This window comes from Alteromonas sp. 009811495 (genome assembly GCF_028865455.1).
In the GTDB taxonomy this organism is placed as follows: Bacteria; Pseudomonadota; Gammaproteobacteria; order Enterobacterales; family Alteromonadaceae; genus Alteromonas.
The window spans coordinates 1,357,802-1,375,359 of sequence record NZ_CP113972.1; the positions used below are offsets into that span (position 1 = coordinate 1,357,802).

General features: G+C 44.1%; 14 protein-coding genes. 3 read left to right on the forward strand and 11 right to left on the reverse strand.

All coding sequences use genetic code 11. The annotated features are described in order from the left end of the window. Positions 1-131: 131 nt before the first annotated feature. The 10 genes from OZ660_RS06155 to OZ660_RS06200 all read right to left on the reverse strand — a co-directional run bounded on the left by OZ660_RS06155 (position 132) and on the right by OZ660_RS06200 (position 12,983). The gene (locus OZ660_RS06155; protein ID WP_274742901.1) at positions 132-2,033 is read right to left on the reverse strand and encodes a GGDEF domain-containing protein; all 1,902 of its coding nucleotides are present in this window, start codon (positions 2,031-2,033) and stop codon (positions 132-134) included. Between the two features lie 283 nt (positions 2,034-2,316). Next, positions 2,317-3,021, reverse strand: a complete 705-nt coding sequence (locus OZ660_RS06160; protein WP_159623171.1) for a DUF3379 family protein — start codon at positions 3,019-3,021, stop codon at positions 2,317-2,319. Beyond that, positions 3,014-3,571 (reverse strand): sigma-70 family RNA polymerase sigma factor, encoded by a 558-nt coding sequence (locus tag OZ660_RS06165; RefSeq protein WP_226432736.1) that lies wholly within the window; start codon positions 3,569-3,571, stop codon positions 3,014-3,016. Before OZ660_RS06165 ends, OZ660_RS06160 begins: the two co-directional genes overlap by 8 nt. A gap of 103 nt (positions 3,572-3,674) precedes the next feature. After that, positions 3,675-5,531, reverse strand: a complete 1,857-nt coding sequence (locus OZ660_RS06170; RefSeq protein WP_274742902.1) for a DUF885 domain-containing protein — start codon at positions 5,529-5,531, stop codon at positions 3,675-3,677. A 130-nt stretch (positions 5,532-5,661) separates the two neighbouring features. Then, a complete protein-coding gene (locus OZ660_RS06175; RefSeq protein ID WP_274742903.1) occupies positions 5,662-7,461 on the reverse strand; it encodes a BatD family protein in 1,800 nt (599 codons plus the stop codon). Next, the gene (locus OZ660_RS06180; protein ID WP_274742904.1) at positions 7,462-9,417 is read right to left on the reverse strand and encodes a vWA domain-containing protein; all 1,956 of its coding nucleotides are present in this window, start codon (positions 9,415-9,417) and stop codon (positions 7,462-7,464) included. After that, positions 9,417-10,463 (reverse strand): vWA domain-containing protein, encoded by a 1,047-nt coding sequence (locus tag OZ660_RS06185; protein ID WP_274742905.1) that lies wholly within the window; start codon positions 10,461-10,463, stop codon positions 9,417-9,419. Before OZ660_RS06185 ends, OZ660_RS06180 begins: the two co-directional genes overlap by 1 nt. Next, the gene (locus OZ660_RS06190; protein WP_274743434.1) at positions 10,456-11,061 is read right to left on the reverse strand and encodes a DUF4381 domain-containing protein; all 606 of its coding nucleotides are present in this window, start codon (positions 11,059-11,061) and stop codon (positions 10,456-10,458) included. The genes OZ660_RS06185 and OZ660_RS06190 overlap by 8 nt, the downstream gene beginning before the upstream one ends. Beyond that, positions 11,061-12,023 (reverse strand): DUF58 domain-containing protein, encoded by a 963-nt coding sequence (locus tag OZ660_RS06195; RefSeq protein WP_274742906.1) that lies wholly within the window; start codon positions 12,021-12,023, stop codon positions 11,061-11,063. Before OZ660_RS06195 ends, OZ660_RS06190 begins: the two co-directional genes overlap by 1 nt. Positions 12,024-12,026: 3 nt before the next feature. Next, the gene (locus OZ660_RS06200) at positions 12,027-12,983 is read right to left on the reverse strand and encodes an AAA family ATPase (RefSeq protein ID WP_159623155.1); all 957 of its coding nucleotides are present in this window, start codon (positions 12,981-12,983) and stop codon (positions 12,027-12,029) included. A gap of 361 nt (positions 12,984-13,344) precedes the next feature. On the opposite strand from OZ660_RS06200, the gene fadI reads away from it, so the two are divergent. The 3 genes from fadI (at position 13,345) to OZ660_RS06215 (ending at position 17,207) form a co-directional block, all read left to right on the forward strand. Beyond that, entirely contained in the window at positions 13,345-14,655 is a 1,311-nt protein-coding gene (gene fadI / locus OZ660_RS06205) for an acetyl-CoA C-acyltransferase FadI (RefSeq protein WP_159623153.1), read from the forward strand. Between the two features lie 19 nt (positions 14,656-14,674). Beyond that, the gene (gene fadJ, locus OZ660_RS06210; protein WP_274743435.1) at positions 14,675-16,813 is read left to right on the forward strand and encodes a fatty acid oxidation complex subunit alpha FadJ; all 2,139 of its coding nucleotides are present in this window, start codon (positions 14,675-14,677) and stop codon (positions 16,811-16,813) included. Positions 16,814-17,009: 196 nt separating this feature from the next. Further along, positions 17,010-17,207 (forward strand): hypothetical protein, encoded by a 198-nt coding sequence (locus OZ660_RS06215; protein ID WP_159623151.1) that lies wholly within the window; start codon positions 17,010-17,012, stop codon positions 17,205-17,207. A gap of 90 nt (positions 17,208-17,297) precedes the next feature. On the opposite strand, the gene OZ660_RS06220 is transcribed toward OZ660_RS06215, so the two are convergent. Then, a complete protein-coding gene (locus OZ660_RS06220) occupies positions 17,298-17,462 on the reverse strand; it encodes a hypothetical protein (protein ID WP_202264475.1) in 165 nt (54 codons plus the stop codon). Positions 17,463-17,558 lie beyond the last annotated feature (96 nt).

Below are 17,558 nucleotides of genomic sequence, written 5' to 3' on the forward strand. Positions count from 1 at the left end.
TATGTTTTTTCTTTCATGCTAACACCTCTGTCATAGACTCTCTACGTCAGTGAGTGACCTTGCACGATTTCTATACGGCTGAATGTAAAAAAAGTTTGGCGGTTAGGCGCTTTAGTGTCACTTATTTCAGCTTAGCAAACTGATAGGGCGTACGTTTCTACTTGGGAATGGCCTTTTTGCTTTGCAGTTTGAAGAAGCTTGTCACAACATTGGATAACCGTATCTAAGTTGGCGTCACCATTTACTTTAAGCACACCCGATGAAAACGAAACAGCGAAGCGTTCATTGGTATGCTTCCATAAAGTAAGTTTGGATAAGGATTGGTTTAGTTCGTCCAACACGCGTTTGACGTGGCTTTCATTCGAATCTGTAAAGTAAATTAAAAACTCTTCGTTGCCATAGCGGCATAATTTATCTGACTTTCTAATTCGGCCTCTAATGGTTTGGCTAAATGTTGCGAGGACTTCATCGCCCACTTCGTGACCAAATTTCTCGTTAATCCGCTTAAAGTTATCGATATCAAGCAGAGCCACGCAAGAGGAACTGTCTCTCTTAAGCGCCTTTTTTAAGCTATTCAGCATCGCTCTTCGAGTTAGCGCGCCAGTCAGAGAATCGAACTGACTTGATGATGCATTTTGTTTTTTGGTTAGCCATAACCACATTGCCAATATGCCGAATATGGTAACAACTAGAGCAAAGATGGTGAGTTGCAACTGTTCCAGGTTGTTTGTAAGCCCTGCTTTTTCATCTAAAAGCGCCTTCAGTTCCCTCTGCTTGTACTGTGCTAATTCAATGTCTTCTGACAACGAACTCGTTTCTAATCTGTCTGATAGATTAAATTGTTCAGTGTTGTAAGCAATGAGTACTTCTTTGTATTTTTTCTCGTAGAGAAATGCCTTTTGCATATCGCCTTTAAGGTAATAAATGTCGCGAAGGGCAGGGTACTTTTTCAACCCGATTTGTCGAGAAAAAGTAATGGTAGACTCTTGCTCTTGCATTACTTTCTTATACTCATCAATAGCTAAATTGAAATTTTTAGTATCTGATGAAAACGCAAGACTAACGGCTTTTGCATACGGTTTGATATCTGCAAAATGGACTGGAACTGAATCAACGTGATAGTTTGAGAGCTCATTGGCCAATCCAATAATTAGATCCGAATTCTCTCCATCGTATTGCTTTATCAAGACCGCGAGTTCAAGCGCACGTGCTATGAAACCTTGTAAAGGTGTATCGTTTAACGACATTGACTTTGCTTCTTCAGCGAGAGTCATCGCATTTGAATATTGGTTGAGGCTGAGCAGGGCTATAACTGCGTAACTGTAGTCCCAAGCCTTTAATGTGCCCTTTTTCCCTTTAATTTCGATAAGCTGAGCTACATATTCATAAGATTTGCTTGGTATATTAAGCTCCATATACTTCGATGACAGCCATGATAATGCTGTAGTGATGCCAAGTTCGCTTTCTAATGCATTTTTGGCCGAACCATCGGGCAAGTGTGGTAATGCGTACTCTATTTCGCTTATCGCTCGAAGTGGGGCTGACTCAGAGTACTCCATTGCTAACCACATACTAGCTATGGCAACTGCTTCTTTATCACCTATTCGAAGAAGCTTTTCTTTGAGTCCAATTAATTCAGGGATGGTAGAATCTACTCGTCTACTAGAACCTTTGTAATCATTCGCTGCCTGTACGTAGATATAATAGCCATGTGTATAGGCGTAGGTCTTAGGTGCTGTTTTTTCTAATACTTCCCAATGCTTATTTAAAAGTGGTTGTTTGACATAAACGGGAACGCGAGCGTGCTCTCCTGTTTCAGCGGTACTTAAAGCCATTAGATGTCGAAAAATGACCCCTATACTAGACTCGTCTTGCTGAACACCACTTTTAATAATTTGCTGCTCAATAGCCTCGTTCGACAAAGCGGAAGGATAATTCCAATCGTAAATTACTTTGTGTAAAAGGTCGGCATACTCGTTAATTTTCTGTGGTGTCGCTGTCGTTAACTCGTCGCTACGAGCGCCATGCGACACAAACGCCAAAAATAAAAGAGCGATTATGCTAATTAACCGAAAGCACTTAAACCAAATAGGCATGATGGACGCAACCTCTATACTGCAGACAAGCGCGAATTAAATTTAAACGTATGTTTTAAATTAAGTATGCGAGTATAAATTTAAAGTACGAGATATTCACGTTAATTCTGAGGTGAAAAAAATCGGCCTTATAGGCCGATTGAAGGGGAAGTGCATTAGCACACTTTTACAAACATACCGTAGGTTAGGTGGCAGCGGCTGCCACCGTGTAATTAGCAATTTAGGCTGAAAACTGGATGCGCTTAGCCACCGCTTTTTTCATCTCACTTAAGTCAGCACCTTTGTCACCAACAATCATAATATTCGCGCGCTCTAACTTTATGCTTTCACCGTGATATTGCTTATCAGCGAATTCGTTGGGCACACTCACATCGCCGCGCTCTGGCACAACAAACACTGACATTTTTCCTTGCGGAGTATCAACAATAAGATGAAGGCTTCTAACCGTGCTCAAGTGGCAGTAATTGGCCACTTCAACGCCATCCAGCATTTCGTTAAAACTCGCTCCGAAGCTTGCTAGTTTCGCGTTAACCATATTGAGATCTACTGGTAAAAGCGAATGCGCATGCTCCATTTCAGCGTACTGCATGTGCGCTAGCGCCTGACCACCAATGCTAAGAGGCTGGTGATACCACATGGTTAAGCCGATACCCACAGAAAATGCCACTGAGGCTGCCATGGCTAAATACCAGCGGCTTCTGCGCTTGTATCGTGTAAATTCATCGGCTGACTGTTGCCAAATTAACTTACTCGCTAAATCTTCAGGAACATCAACTTTCAATGCTTGTTTAAGCTGTTTGTCTAACTGCTTTTGTTCATTCCAGAAACTGCGCTTACTTTCGTCTGCCTTCGCCGCTTCTACAACATCACTGTCAGTCGTTTCTGGATCGGCGTAAATTCTTCGCCTAAATTCTAACTCATCCATTTATACGACCTCTCTGTTCATTCTGCTTCTCTAACGCCTCTTTAAGCTGGTTTCTCGCCCTAAATAGACGAGTCATAACGGTGTTTTTGTTAAGTCCAAGTTGGTTCGCAATTTCTTCACCACTGAAGCCGAAAATAAGCTGCAAAATTAGTGGTTCACGGTATTCAACGCTAAGTCCGCCCAGCAACCGCTGAAGCTCTCGGTCTTTAATATCACCGTCTGCTTGTTGCGTATCGTCGTGAATGCTCACATCATCAATATCCACCGTGTCGAATTGCTTGCGCTCAAAGCGGCGGGCATTCTCACGACGTAATATTGTGATTAACCAAGATTTTGCCGCTTTCTCGTCATTTAGAGCGTCAAGTGAGCGCCATGCTCGCAAAAAGGTTTCCTGCACAATATCTTCCGCCACACTTTGGTCTTTCACTAACCAATACGCATAGCGATAAATATCGGCATGAAATGCCTTTACCAGTGCTTCATATCTTTGATGTTTTGCTTTCATACCCGATAAGACCTGCGCATTATCGGTTTTATTTCGCGCAAACATAAAAAAATCCAAAATTTCCGCTTTTTTCCACTATGACATAAAAAACGCGCCTTTTCGTTATCCGAAAGGCGCGTTTTTAAAACTAACTTCACAGGTAGGAGGACTAGCTATCCATTTTTTGTGAGTCAATCCAAGTGTTTATATTTTCTTCAAGAATAGAAAGGGGCACTGGACCGTATTTCAAAATCTCATCATGAAAACCTTTCCAGTCAAAACTATCACCCAATTCGGTCATGGCTTTGTCGCGTAGTTCCATAATTTTTAGCTTACCAATCATATAAGCAGTGGCTTGTCCTGGCATCGCAATGTAGCGTTCAATTGCCTTCTGCGCATCGTATTGTGGGTTTGGGGTATTCTCCACTAAGTAGTTTACCGCTTTTTCTCTAGACCACTGCTTAGCATGAATGCCCGTGTCTACCACTAGTCGACATGCGCGCCAAAGCTCCATTGCCAAACGGCCAAAATCGGAGTACGGGTCTTGATAAAAGCCCATATCTTTCGCAAGCTCTTCTGTATAAAGACCCCAACCCTCGGTGTAAGCTGTGAAGCTAAGGAACTTCTGAAACTGCGGTACGCCCTCAAGTTCTTGCGCGATGGTACGCTGCATGTGATGTCCAGGGATCCCTTCGTGATAGGCTAACGCTTCAAGTTGATAGGTTGGCATTGCCTTCATATCGTAAAGGTTTGCGTAGTATATACCAGGACGGCTTCCGTCTTGGGCCGGACTTTGATAGAAGGCTTTACCTGCCGATTGCTCTCTGAACGCTTCTACGCGTTTAACAACCATTGGTGCTTCAGGCAGAATGCCGAAATAATCAGGAATAGCTTCTCGCATTTCGTCGATGGCTTTTTTGGCATCATCAAGGTACTGCTGACGGCCAGTATCAGTCGATGGTAGATAAAATTGGTCATCTTCTCGCATGAACACGAAAAACTCTTGAAGGGTGCCTTCAAATCCCACTTTCTCCATGATTGAGCGCATTGCACTGTGAATTCGCTCAACATTATCTAGACCAATTTGGTGAATTTCGTCTGCTGTGAGGTCGGTTGTAGTAAACCAATTTAAGCGGTTTTGGTACCATTTATCGCCATCAGGTAAGCGCCATACACCGTCGCCTTCAGGTGTTACTTCTCTTTGGTGAGCCAGTTCGTTAATAAATTTTTCATAAGCTGGCTTTACCGACGTTACTAGTGCGGCTTTTGCTTCTCCTAAAAGCGTCTCTTTTTCGGCGTCGTCAATATTGAGTTTTTCGACTTTGTTTTGAAAGTCTTCCCAAATGGTGGATGGTGAATCGCTGTTATCAAAAGGAGCGCCGCTAATGACGTTCTTTGATGCATCTATCATTTGATCGTAGGCCCACGCAGGCGGGAATACGCCCAGCTTTTCGCGCGTCTTCATCTGATCGATGACTTGATCAAAATAAGTACGTACATTGTCCAATCTTCCGATGTACGCCATAGCATCGTCTTTATTTGTTACTCGGTGGATATTAATTAAGAAGCTTGGTACCTGAGTATGAGCTGCGCGAAATTGATGAACAATGTACCTATGATGACGAAATTTGTCGTTGGCGAGGTCGCGTTCGATACCGAGTTTATATAACCGCAAGCTTAGTTTTTCTTGCTCGCTTAACTTAGAGGTATCAAAACCATTCAGCGTCTCCAATCGGTTCTTTGCAATAGCGATACTAGCATCAGCTTCTTCATCGCTAATATCATCCCACTTATCGTAATCCCACTTTTTTCCTAAGTAACTTTGAAATAGTGGCGAACGTTTTAAGTCCTCTTCAAACGTTCGCTCGAAAAAAGCATTTAGTCTTTGTGATTCAGATTGACCAGCGGTTTGCTGAGTTTCTTGTGATGGCGTTTCAACTTTCGCCGTCTCGCTCGCTGGACTGCAAGCTGACAGCGTTGCGATTGCTAAGGCAATTGGCGTTAACGTTGTGATTATTTTTTTCATGTAATTTCCCTGTGCGTTTCGCTGCGTTCTTTATTTGGCTTTGTCATTAAGCAAAGCCAAAGGCGCGCAACTTATTTATGACGTTTCTGTTATAACGAGGCGTCAATTCCCTGTGCAATAGAATTGCGGTTTATGACGCCGGATATAAGTTAGATAACGTGTTCGTCGCTTTTTTAGTTCTCTTTAGCCAAGCTGTCCTCGTATCTTTAATGTCTTGTACTAGCGATTTCAGGTTTTCAGACAACTCTTTGTGTTCATTGTTATTGTTTTTAGCAGATGAAGAAAAGCGCAATTTGTGAATTCGTTCCATATGCGACTTTAGAGGCGCTGACTCAGCAATATCACCAGGCATCGCTCGTTGGCTTTTGCCATCATTAAGCGTTGCTAGCCATTGCTGCAATGCATTGTCGAGTTCTCTCACTTTTCCCTGTTTAGCGACAGATATTAGGTGGTTATAGGCACTTTTCTCATCGCCATGCTGAAACGTATTCGTGCTATAGCTTGCGGCGCTAATTGGAGCCACACTCGCGAGCTTTAATTTCTTATAAGTTATCATCCAGGCGATTAGTGTAAGGGCCCAAAGTACGGCAATTACCAGCATTAAGTAAAAATAAACGGAATTATTTTGGCCGCTTTCCTCAATGTGCGCAGTTTGATTGTTTAGCTTTTCTTCACCTGTTACAGGAGCACTCGTATCGGTTTGCAACGTTGGGTTGTCGGTGGCGTTTTTGTTGCTTGAAGTATCAGGTACTTGCGGCAGTGCAGTGCTATTTGTGTTGGCGGCTGCAACGGTAATAGTTCGCGCTGGAATAGTGGCGTATTCGGTTTGCTCGGTTAGCGTGTTAAACCACGGAATAGTGATTTCTGGCAATACAAACGAGCCAGCTTCAGTTGGAATAATAGCTAATGATGTTTGACGCTGAGATATAAGGTTTTGGTCGCGCTCGACGGTAGTCGTATTCGACTGTTCTGGATACAACTTAAAGTTAGGCGGGTAGAATTCAGGAATGTCTGGTAGTTGCTCTTCTACTACACCTAACGCGGTAAGCGTCACAATGCGCGTGACAGGTTCACCAGCAACGAAAACGTCACCTTGGGGCCATTCTTCATCTACTCTCACCATCTCAGAAGGCAACCATGGATAATCAATGTCTGACGGTATCGGTTTTATATTTACCGTAATGTCTGGACCAACGCGATTAATCTGCTGGGTTCGATTAAAGAAACCAAAGCGCTGATTTGTATTTGCTGCCATGACTTCACCTGTGAAGATTGGGCCGCGAAGAATAAACTCTCCGGATGCCTGAGGCACGACAGCAAATTGACGCTCAATGATTTGATAACGCCTACCATTGACAATATCTGTGTATTGCTTATCTTCACCGAGCTGAGTGATTTCAGCATTTTGCATTTCGGGGGCTTGCAAACTACCGCGCTCGATATTGCTCGATAGATAGAGCTTTACCGTGTAGAGCAGTTGTTGATTCAAATACGCTTCAGTTAAATCGATATCGGTTGTAACGAAGTAGTCTCTAGCTACACCACTTTGTTCTTGGACGGGAATAACTTGTACTTCAATAGGTTTTGTACGTTTACCCTCAATCGTTAGCGCGGGTATGGTAAATACGCCTTCCTTTCGAGGGAAAAGGGTTGTAGTCCAGACTGTTGTGCGCTTTGTATCAAAATTCACTATTGACGTTTGACTGCTTACAGAGGTTCGACCTACAACAAAATCTTTTAACAAAGGAGAGCTATCAAACGCGTCTCGTTCAACGCTTCCATCGGCCGTGATGGTAAGTCGAATTGCTTCATCCAACATCACAGGGTTTCTATCGATAGTGGCCTCAACTGCGTTAACATCCGCGTATGATGAGTTACCGAATACGGCAAAAAATAAAATCAAATAAGTAGATAGTGAGAGTACTCTCATTTACCAATCACTCCGGTTTGAAGGCATGCGCTGTCGTTGACGTTTTTGTGCTTCTAATTGCATCTTGCGTTTAAGTAAAAAGGCAGGGTCGTCTGGCACGCGTCGCATTAAACTTTCCATTCGTTGTAGTTCTTCTTTTTCGGCATCCGTTAGTTCGCCTTGCTGTGCTTGCATTGCCTCAGCATTCGCGTTTTGGTCTTGCTGAGACTCACGATTTTCTGCTTGTTGTTGCGAGGCATCTTTATCATCCTGATCCTGCTGTTCACTCTCTTGCGATTGTGATTGCTCTTTTTGTTGATTCTGGTCTTGACCATTATCTTGTTGAGCATCGTCATTATTATCTTGTTGATTTTGCCCATCACTATTTTGGTTCTGTTGTTGCTCGCTCCCATCCTTAGATTGGTCATTTTCACCATTTTGCTCACTTGACTGACTGTCATCGCTATCTTGTTGTTGATCATCAGATTGCTGATTGTCTTGATTCTGCTGTTCTTGCTGCTTTAAAAGCTCTTCAAGAAGCGCCTTGTTCGATGCTGCATCTTGCATATCTGGTGCAAGAGACAATGCTTCACTGTATTTCTTAATTGCCTCTCCAAAGCGCCCTAATTTAGCCAACGCGTTGCCCTGGTTATACAAGCTGTCTGCGCCCTCAATAGCGTCATACGCATCAAGCGCTTTTTCGTACTCGCCAGACTTGTATAGTGCAGAGGCTTTCCAAGAAGGATCGTTAAATTGGCTCGAAGCATCCTCAAAGCGTTCATTTTCATAATAAGAATGCGCTTCTTGGTCGTCGTTCAAAAAAGGTTTTTGCCACCAAGAAAGCGAGGTCTCTGCTTTGCGATCCGGAAGGGAGTTTTCAACGTTCGTATTTTGCTGCGCATGCGCGGGCACTGGTAATGTTGGACTAAGTATTCCCACTAGCAGAACAAACAGTAGCCCTTTTCTAAACGCCAACGCTGCAAACGGAAGCATCGCGAGTACCAAATAGGCGCCCACTTCTTTCCATTGATCTCCTTGGTTATTGTCTTCTTGCTTTTCTTCATCTGACGCTTTTCTCTGCGATAGAGAAAGTGAGGCTAGGGCGTTTATATCATTGTCGTTGGACGTGAATGTTTCAAATGAACCGCCGCTTGCCTTAACAACGCCACTTACCGCACTATTGTTGAGTTTAGGAATGACAATACTGCCCGAGGCGTCTTTTAGTAGCTCACCACTTAATTGACGTATTGGAGCACCTTGTGAGGTTCCCACTGTAAGTGCATTTACAGTGAAGGGAATAGACGAGACATACTCTTGTAACTCTTTTTGTTGCTGAAAGTCGATACCGTCTGTAATCCAGTAAATCATTCCTGAGTTATAGCCTGCGTTAGTTAGCAGTTGTGCTGCGCTTTCAATGCCTAATAAAGGATCACTGCCCGGTACTGGCATGATCTCTGGCGATAGACTAGGCAATAGTGCTGTTATGTTATTCGCATCTTCAGTTAGGGGTGAAATAACGAAGGCATCACCCGCGTAAGCAACAAGCCCCATTTCTCCCTCGCCAAGCGCATTGACGAGATCTATGGCTTTGTACTTTGCACGCGTGAGTCTGTCGGGTGTCATGTCAGTGGCGCGCATCGATAGTGACATATCTAGCACTATCACATGCCCCATTTTTAATTGATAAACAGGCTGTGGAAGTCGTTCCCACGTAGGGCCTGCCAATGCAACTACGCTTATAAACCACACCAAGGCGAGCATCCAAAGCGGGGGGCGCTGTCCTTTCTCTGTTTTGCCAATAATCATATGTTGGTACAAATGGGGGGGGATGACCGCTTGCCAACCCGACTGCGTAGCAACATTACGCTTTAACCAGATAAGCAATAATAACAAAGGTATCAATGCGAGAAACCAGACCGGTCGTAAAAAGTGAAAGTCACCTAATTGTAAAAACGAAGGTAAAACCGAAAAATCCATTATCTTGTCACCTCACTGTCCATGGACTTATCGTTACGCAATCCACGCTTTTGGTTTATAGAGTGAAAAGTGCTTGCTGCTATTGCGCCAAAAACCCAGCATAAAGACAGGAAAAGTGCTAACGCTAATGGGTAGTAAAAGAGTGCTGTTAGCGGGCGCATTTTTCTCGCTTCACCCTCTATCGGTTCTAATTCATCGAGCTGTTGATAAATAGCCTGCAGTTCTTGTGCGTTGCGAGCTCTGAAGTATTGACCACCTGTTGATGTTGCAATATCGGTTAGCATGTCTTCGTCAAGCTCTTGAGACGGGTTGATTTGTCTGCTGCCAAAAAAACTTTGTATCAGCATTTTATCTGCCCCTACACCAATGGTGTACACTTTCACGCCTTTGTTGATTGCCAGTTCTTTGGCCTGTTCAGGCGTGATATTACCAGCGGTATTTTGACCATCGGTCAGTAATATCAGTACATTATTTGACTCTTCTCGTTCGTCAAAACGCTTCACTGCTAGACCAATTGCATCACCAATAGCGGTTTGCTCACCGACCAGGCCTATTACGGCCTCACTCAATAGGGTTGATACCGTGTCTCTGTCGTATGTCAAAGGCGCTTGAACGTACGCCGTGTCTGCGAAGAGTATTAGACCAATACGGTCGCCAACACGTCGTTGAATAAAGTCATAAACAACTGACTTCGTCATAGTTAGTCGATTAACCTGACGGCCGTTGAGTTGCATGTCATCTATTTTCATACTCCCTGATAAATCGACTGCCAGCATCATTTCACGGCCTTCATTGGGAATACTAATGGGTTCACCTAACCACTGTGGCCGAGCGGCAGCAGTAACTAACAAGAGCCAAATTAGCGCGCTTAACACCATCGGGAGTGTGCGTTTGGCGATGACATTATCAGATACCGCTTCATGTGGGCGAAGCGCAGGAACTCTTAGCGCTGCTAGCTGAGTATCTGCTGTTTTTGGCACAATCAATCGAACAATAAAAGGGAGGGGGAGCGCAAAAAATACCCACCACCAAGAAAACTCAAGCATTGGTAGCCTCCATAGTGTCGCTACTTGAACTTGCTTTTTCGGCTTCTTTACCAGCTTTTTCAAAGCGAGCATTTAGCAGCCACAGTTTTACTGCTTGAGAACAGCGCTCGAAATCACTTTCAAAAGAGCTCTTCTGGTATGCGTTTTTTGCAAGTAAGTCAAAGCCTTGTGCAATATCATCGTGGGCTTTTGAACTTTTTTCCAGCAAAAAGGCATACCACGCGTTACCGTGAAGTGCACAAACGCGTTGTGGGTCGTAATACGTCAGGGCAGTACGTTTTAACAAGCCATTAAGCGCAAGCGGCCAATCATCATCAGTAGGTTTTATTTCTTTTAGTAATGCGAGCGCTTGCTTACGAGGTTTATTAAACCGAATGTAGTTTAGTACCCATCGAGTTAGGCAGTATAAAATGCCAATTATTATTGCACCTAGTGCCCACCACCCCCAATCAAGAGGCCAGGCGTTTACGTCACTTGGAACGTGAATATCTTTTAGCTGTGCTAAAGGATCGTCCACTGGCGCGATATTAGTCGGTAAGCTATTTGGCATAGTTGCCTGGGGAGATATGTTAGCGTTTGGTATTTGCTGCGACTGCATCACAATTGCTCCCTTTGCATACTTTGAAGTTGGTCATCAAGGGGAATACCAGATGAAACGGTAAAACGGGAGATATTATTTTTTTTCAGGATGTCGTTGATAAACGTATTTTGCTCATTTCGCCATTGCTTGTATTGTTCATGCTCGGTTGCATCACCAAGCAACCATCGCTGCTGGGTGTTCCCATCAGAAACACTCACAGCTTGCGTACTTGTAAGAGAAGGTAGGCTGTATTCTATAGGATCATTGATCACAACCGCACGCACTTCACAATGTCGCGTAAGATGATTTAAGTGGCCAATAGCTTGTGTACTTAGATGTTGAAAATCAGACACTAAATAGACCAAACTGCCAGGGCGGGCGAGACGACGTGCTCTGGCACAGGCTTGCGCGAACGCATCATCATCATTTTTCTTGTTTGGCTTATTTTGTTGGCTTTGCTGGTGTAGCTCAAGAAGTTCATGACATACACGAAGCACTGCTTTTTTTCGGGTTAGTGGCTTAATTTCCTTATGCTGTGTGGCATTGAAAATAAGCGCGCCTACTTTGTCTCCGCGTGCAGCAGCTGACCAACTTATCAGTGAGCACACGTGTGAAGCTTGTACGGCTTTAGTCAGCAGTTGCGTACCAAACGTCATCGAAGGCAGGTAATCGCAAAACAAGAAAACCGGACGTTCCCGCTCTTCGCGATAAACCTTAGTGTGCGTTTTTCCTGTTCGCGCAGTCACGCGCCAGTCAATTGCACGAATATCATCGCCGCTCTGGTAGTGACGAGCTTCATCAAACTCCATACCACGGCCTTTGTGCTTCGTTAAATAGCTACCAGCAAGTCGAGCTTGAGGGGCTCGTTTAGGCGCAAGACTGAACAGTTTAGCGAGCTGTTGATATCGCAACAATTCACCAGTAGATAAATTCACCCCATCGCTCAGCAACTTCTGAAGCTGTGCTTGAACATTTATCATAATTTACGGTACTGCTACAGTGGTGACAATTTTGTCCAAAACATCATTTACCGTTACGCCTTCAGCCTCTGCTTGATACGACAGAATAATTCTGTGGCGCAACACATTGTGAACCACCGCTTGAATATCATCTGGACCTACAAAGTCTCTCCCACTTAGCCATGCATGGGCGCGGGCACAGCGGTCAAGGCTTATCGTTGCTCGAGGGCTTGTACCCATTGCAATCCATTGTGCCAAGTTAGCGTCAAACTTTTCAGGTTGTCTTGTGGCAACAATGAGCTGAACGAGGTATTGCTCTAACTCAGGTGCCATGTATAGCGAAAGGGCTTCTTTTCGCGACGTAAAAATGTCGTCTTGAGTCAGGGTAGGCGGTGTCACTGGCGGCTCTGATAGTGCCTCTCCGCGCGTTAAGCGTAAAATTTCAAGTTCAGTTTCCGCTCCTGGATAATCAATATCGACATGCATCAAGAAGCGATCTAATTGTGCTTCTGGAAGGGGGTAAGTACCTTCTTGCTCCAGTGGGTTTTGCGTAGCCATTACTAGAAACAAGGGAGGTAACGGGTACGTTTTACTACCCACCGTTATTTGTCTTTCTGCCATCGCTTCAAGTAACGCTGATTGAACCTTTGCTGGCGCGCGGTTTATTTCATCCGCTAATACCAGATTGTGAAAAAGTGGGCCTTTTTGAAATACGAATTCGCCCGTTTCAGGACGGTAAATATCCGTACCCGTCAAATCAGCGGGTAACAAATCTGGTGTGAATTGGACACGGTGAAAGTCGCCATCGACACCGTTTGCAAGTGCATTAATTGCGCGTGTTTTAGCAAGTCCCGGAGGCCCTTCAACAAGTAGATGCCCATCGGCGAGAAGTGCGATAAGAAGACTTTTAGTCAGCGCGTGTTGGCCAATGATTTGTTGATTTAAATAAGCATGTAACTGTTGAAACTGCTCTGCTGCCATTTTGCAAAATTCCGTTTGAGTTATCTTTATTAAGGAAGTGTCAGTCGATGGGTTTATGTTCTAAAGAAAACGTTTAAAACACCATTCACAATGACACAAAACAGACTATGTTTTCCATATAAGGTTCATTCTATCTTTCTTCAAGTCGTTTAATCGCAATAAATCTGCGACGTATTACGCTGATCAACAATGAACAGAAAGCACGTATACCCATCTAACAAATGTTACATTTATCATGACACCTTAACGGCATAATTTGCTATTTTGTTCATTGTTTGTAAAAATCGGGTGTATTACAGGTCTGACCACTTAATGTGAGTGCTATCGCTCAACTCAATTAGGTCATTAATTTAGGTGCATTATGGCAACAAAACAATCAGTTACTACCCGAGAGGGTGATCGCATCGCCATTGTCGCGGGGTTACGTACTCCGTTTGCAAAAATGGCGACATATTTCCACGGCGTACCCGCTGTTGATTTAGGTAAAATGGTCGTAAACGAACTACTCGTTCGCCATGGTGTTCAAAAAGAGTGGGTTGACCAAGTTGTTTATGGTCAAGTTGTTCAAATGCCTGAAGCTCCAAATATTGCGCGTGAAATCGTGCTTGGTACCGGCATGAACGTACATACCGATGCGTATAGTGTTTCTCGCGCGTGTGCGACCAGCTTTCAATCTGCAGTGAATATCGCTGAAAGTATGATGGCAGGTACAGTACAAGTCGGTATCGCAGGTGGTGCAGATTCAACATCGGTATCGCCGATTGGTGTTTCAAAAAACTTAGCTCGCGCACTAGTTGATCTTCAAAAGACCAAAACGTTGGGTCAGAAGCTCAATATTTTTAAGCGTCTTAAGTTAAAAGACTTGGCGCCAGTGCCTCCGGCAGTAGCAGAATATTCAACAGGCCTTTCAATGGGCCAAACTGCAGAGCAAATGGCTAAAACCCATCAAATTTCTCGTGAAGATCAAGACAAACTAGCACACCGCTCTCATAGTCTTGCGGCCGAAAGTTGGGAAGCTGGAAAGCTGTCTAGTGAAGTAATGACGGCTTATGCAGAACCATATAAAGGTGCACTTGAGCGCGACAATAACGTGCGTTTCGATTCTAAGCTAGAAGGGTATGCGAAGCTTCGTCCTGTATTTGATAAAAAGTACGGCTCGGTAACTGCGGCTAACGCTACACCACTTACCGACGGCGCATCAGCGGTGCTGATGATGACAGAAAGTCGCGCTAAAGAACTGGGTTACACGCCATTGGGCTACATCAAGAGCTATGCGTTTTCTGCTATCGATGTATGGGAAGATATGCTGATGGGGCCGTCTTATGCTACGCCAATCGCATTAGACCGTGCGGGTATGACCCTTAACGACTTAACGCTTATCGAAATGCACGAAGCTTTCGCTGCGCAAACACTGGCTAACGTAAAAATGTTCGCGAGTGACAAATTTGCTCAAGAGAAACTGGGCAGAAGTAAAGCAACTGGCGAGATTGATATGGATAAATTCAACGTAATGGGAAGCTCAATTGCCTATGGCCACCCATTTGCCGCAACCGGTACGCGTATGATCACGCAGATGTTGAATGAATTAAACCGTCGTGGCGGTGGTACAGGTCTACTGACTGCATGTGCGGCAGGTGGTCTTGGTGCCGCAATGATTGTGGAGACAGAATAAGATGAGTCAGGAACAAGACATGACAAATGAAGCACAACCCGCTTCAGGCGCTTTTACTCTTACTAAGCAAGACAATGGTGTTGCTATTCTTAGCATGGATGTGCCTGGCGAAAGCATGAACACGTTAAAGGCTGAGTTCGGTGACGAAATATCAGCCATGCTAGATGACATCGAGAGCGACAGCAGCATTAAAGGTGTTGTATTGACCAGTGGCAAGCCTAGTTCATTTGTTGCAGGTGCTGATATTACTATGCTGGCGGCGTGTAAGACCGCTGAAGATGCCACAACTATCGCAGCAGGCGGCCAAGCCATATTCGATAGAATTGAAAGCATGAAAGCAACATTTGTTGCGGCCATTCATGGTCCAGCGCTTGGTGGTGGCTTAGAGTTAGCTCTTGCTTGTCACTATCGTGTTTGTACCGATTCACCAAGCACGCAATTAGGTTTGCCAGAAGTACAGCTAGGGCTTTTACCTGGCAGTGGTGGTACTCAGCGACTGCCGCGTCTTATTGGTATTCAGCAAGCTATGAAAATGATGCTTACTGGTGCGCCAGCACGAGCAAAGCAAGCGAAGAAGTACGGTATTGTTGATGATGTGGTTCCACACAGCGTGCTATTAAAAGTTGCTGAGCAATTTGCGCTTAAGCGCAAACCTGAACGCGAAGCGCCTCAAAAAGGCGTTATGAATAAAATGCTGGAAAATACAGGTCCAGGCCGAGGCATGTTATTCAAGAAGGCACGCGAAGCTACATTTGCAAAAACTAAAGGCAACTATCCTGCGCCAGGTTACATCATTGATGTAATTGAAACGGGCATGAATGATGGTATGAAAGCGGGCCTGAAAGCTGAAGCAGAAGCTTTTGGTAAGCTAGTAATGACGCCAGAGTCATTCCAACTTCGTCAAATTTTCTTTGCAACTACAGAAATGAAGAAAGAAAACGGCGTTGAGGGCGTAAAACCAGAAAAAATGAAGAAAGTTGGTGTTCTTGGTGGCGGCTTAATGGGCGGTGGGATTGCCTATGTAACCTCGACTAAAGCGGGTGTGCCAGTACGTATAAAAGACGTACGTGCCGAAGGCATAGCTAATGCTATGAAGTACAGCTACGACATTCTTAATAAGAAAGTTAAAAAGCGCTTCATGCGCAATAGCGAGATGCAAAAGCAGCTAGCCTTATTAACAGGTACGCTTGATTACAGTGGATATCAAGATGCTGATATCGTGGTTGAAGCGGTGTTTGAAGATCTAGATCTTAAGCAAAAGATGGTTGATGATATCGAAACTAACTGCAAAGAAAGTACGATTTTCGCATCAAACACCTCGTCTATTCCCATTACGCAAATTGCGGCGAAAGCAGCGCGACCTGAAAATGTGATTGGTCTTCACTATTTCTCGCCAGTTGATAAGATGCCTTTGGCTGAAGTTATTGCTCATGACAAAACCTCAGACCAAGTTATTTCTTCAACTGTTGAATTTGCTAAGAAACAGGGCAAAACCCCTGTGGTTGTTAAGGACGGTGCCGGTTTTTATGTTAACCGCATACTTGCCCCATACATGAACGAGGCCGCAAACCTTATTCTAGACGGTGAGCCAATTGAACATATTGACAAGTCTTTGGTTAAGTTCGGTTTCCCAGTGGGCCCAGTAAAACTGCTTGATGAAGTAGGTATTGACGTAGGCACTAAGATTATTCCTTTCTTGGTTGAAGCGTTTGGCGACCGTTTTACTGCACCTAGTGCGTTTGACAAGGTGTTAGCTGATGGCCGCAAGGGTAAGAAAAACCAAAAAGGTTTTTATTCTTACGAGGGTAAAAAGCCGGGCAAAGAAGTTGATGAAAGCATTTATTCGCTTCTTGGGTTGTCGCCTTCTGCTAAATTAAGCGAAAAAGAAGTTGCAGAGCGCTGCGTGCTTATGATGCTAAATGAAGCAGCTCGTTGCCTTGATGAAGGCGTGATTCGCAATGCGCGAGACGGAGACATAGGTGCCATTTTCGGTATTGGCTTCCCGCCATTCTTAGGTGGTCCTTTCCGTTACATGGATACCCTTGGCATTAAGCATGTGGTCGCAAGATTAAATCATTACGCAACTGCAGTAGGCGGTAAATTTGCGCCTGCGGACATTTTAGTGAAGATGGCTGAATCTGATCAATCTTTTTACTAAATAGTAAAGATAGTGTTAAAAACCGGGCTTTGCCCGGTTTTTTTGTATGTAATGCTCGTTTTCGCTGGTTTATTGTTCATTTTTGGGTAAAATTCGCGCTGTTTAAATTTTGAGTAGTCAAATTGTTGGCACCTTAATCAGGCACCTATCAATTAAATTGATAAGTTTGGGTGTATTTGAAGTTTCAGGAGACGCTGTGATATCACTTGTTGTACTTAGCGCAATATGCTCTGTCTATTTCTACGTGGAAGCGTTCAAGTGGGGAATGCATGCTAAAAAGTGGGCTTTAGGTGGCCTTATACTAGGGCCTATATTACTCCCTATGTTCTCTATATCGCGACATATTCATTGGCGCAATGCAGTAGGCTTTAATAACCTTTATATCGCCGCCTAGGCTTTTGTAGCCTCTTATCAAAGTCCGTTAAATTGCAGACGAAAAAAAAGAGAGCTTTGCTCTCTTTTTTAGAATTCGGAATGGGTAGACTTACCAGCCAACACCAACGCCACCGCCTGACTTTGGCTTAATATTTTGTGGCTGAGTAATAGTCTCTTTTTGAGAGTCGCTTACAGGTTTAGCACCTTCTTGCTTATCTGCTGCTACTGGCGTGGTGGTAGAAAGTACTAGTGCAACCGCGTACTCTTTCAACATAATAAATTCCTCTAATTTTTTTGAACGAACAAACAAAACCGATATATTGTTTTTATACTCGGTATTTCTATTAAAGCTATTATTGTGCCAGTTTCA

Excerpts from the sequence above, each read along its gene's own strand:
- OZ660_RS06175 (WP_274742903.1), bottom strand. The coding sequence starts at position 7,461 with ATGAGAGTACTCTCACTATCTACTTATTTGATTTTATTTTTTGCCGTA.
- fadJ (WP_274743435.1), top strand. The coding sequence starts at position 14,675 with ATGACAAATGAAGCACAACCCGCTTCAGGCGCTTTTACTCTTACTAAG.
- OZ660_RS06180 (WP_274742904.1), bottom strand. The coding sequence starts at position 9,417 with ATGGATTTTTCGGTTTTACCTTCGTTTTTACAATTAGGTGACTTTCAC.
- OZ660_RS06190 (WP_274743434.1), bottom strand. The coding sequence starts at position 11,061 with ATGCAGTCGCAGCAAATACCAAACGCTAACATATCTCCCCAGGCAACT.
- OZ660_RS06200 (WP_159623155.1), bottom strand. The coding sequence starts at position 12,983 with ATGGCAGCAGAGCAGTTTCAACAGTTACATGCTTATTTAAATCAACAA.
- OZ660_RS06195 (WP_274742906.1), bottom strand. The coding sequence starts at position 12,023 with ATGATAAATGTTCAAGCACAGCTTCAGAAGTTGCTGAGCGATGGGGTG.
- OZ660_RS06220 (WP_202264475.1), bottom strand. The coding sequence starts at position 17,462 with ATGTTGAAAGAGTACGCGGTTGCACTAGTACTTTCTACCACCACGCCA.
- fadI (WP_159623153.1), top strand. The coding sequence starts at position 13,345 with ATGGCAACAAAACAATCAGTTACTACCCGAGAGGGTGATCGCATCGCC.
- OZ660_RS06185 (WP_274742905.1), bottom strand. The coding sequence starts at position 10,463 with ATGCTTGAGTTTTCTTGGTGGTGGGTATTTTTTGCGCTCCCCCTCCCT.
- OZ660_RS06165 (WP_226432736.1), bottom strand. The coding sequence starts at position 3,571 with ATGTTTGCGCGAAATAAAACCGATAATGCGCAGGTCTTATCGGGTATG.
- OZ660_RS06160 (WP_159623171.1), bottom strand. The coding sequence starts at position 3,021 with ATGGATGAGTTAGAATTTAGGCGAAGAATTTACGCCGATCCAGAAACG.
- OZ660_RS06170 (WP_274742902.1), bottom strand. The coding sequence starts at position 5,531 with ATGAAAAAAATAATCACAACGTTAACGCCAATTGCCTTAGCAATCGCA.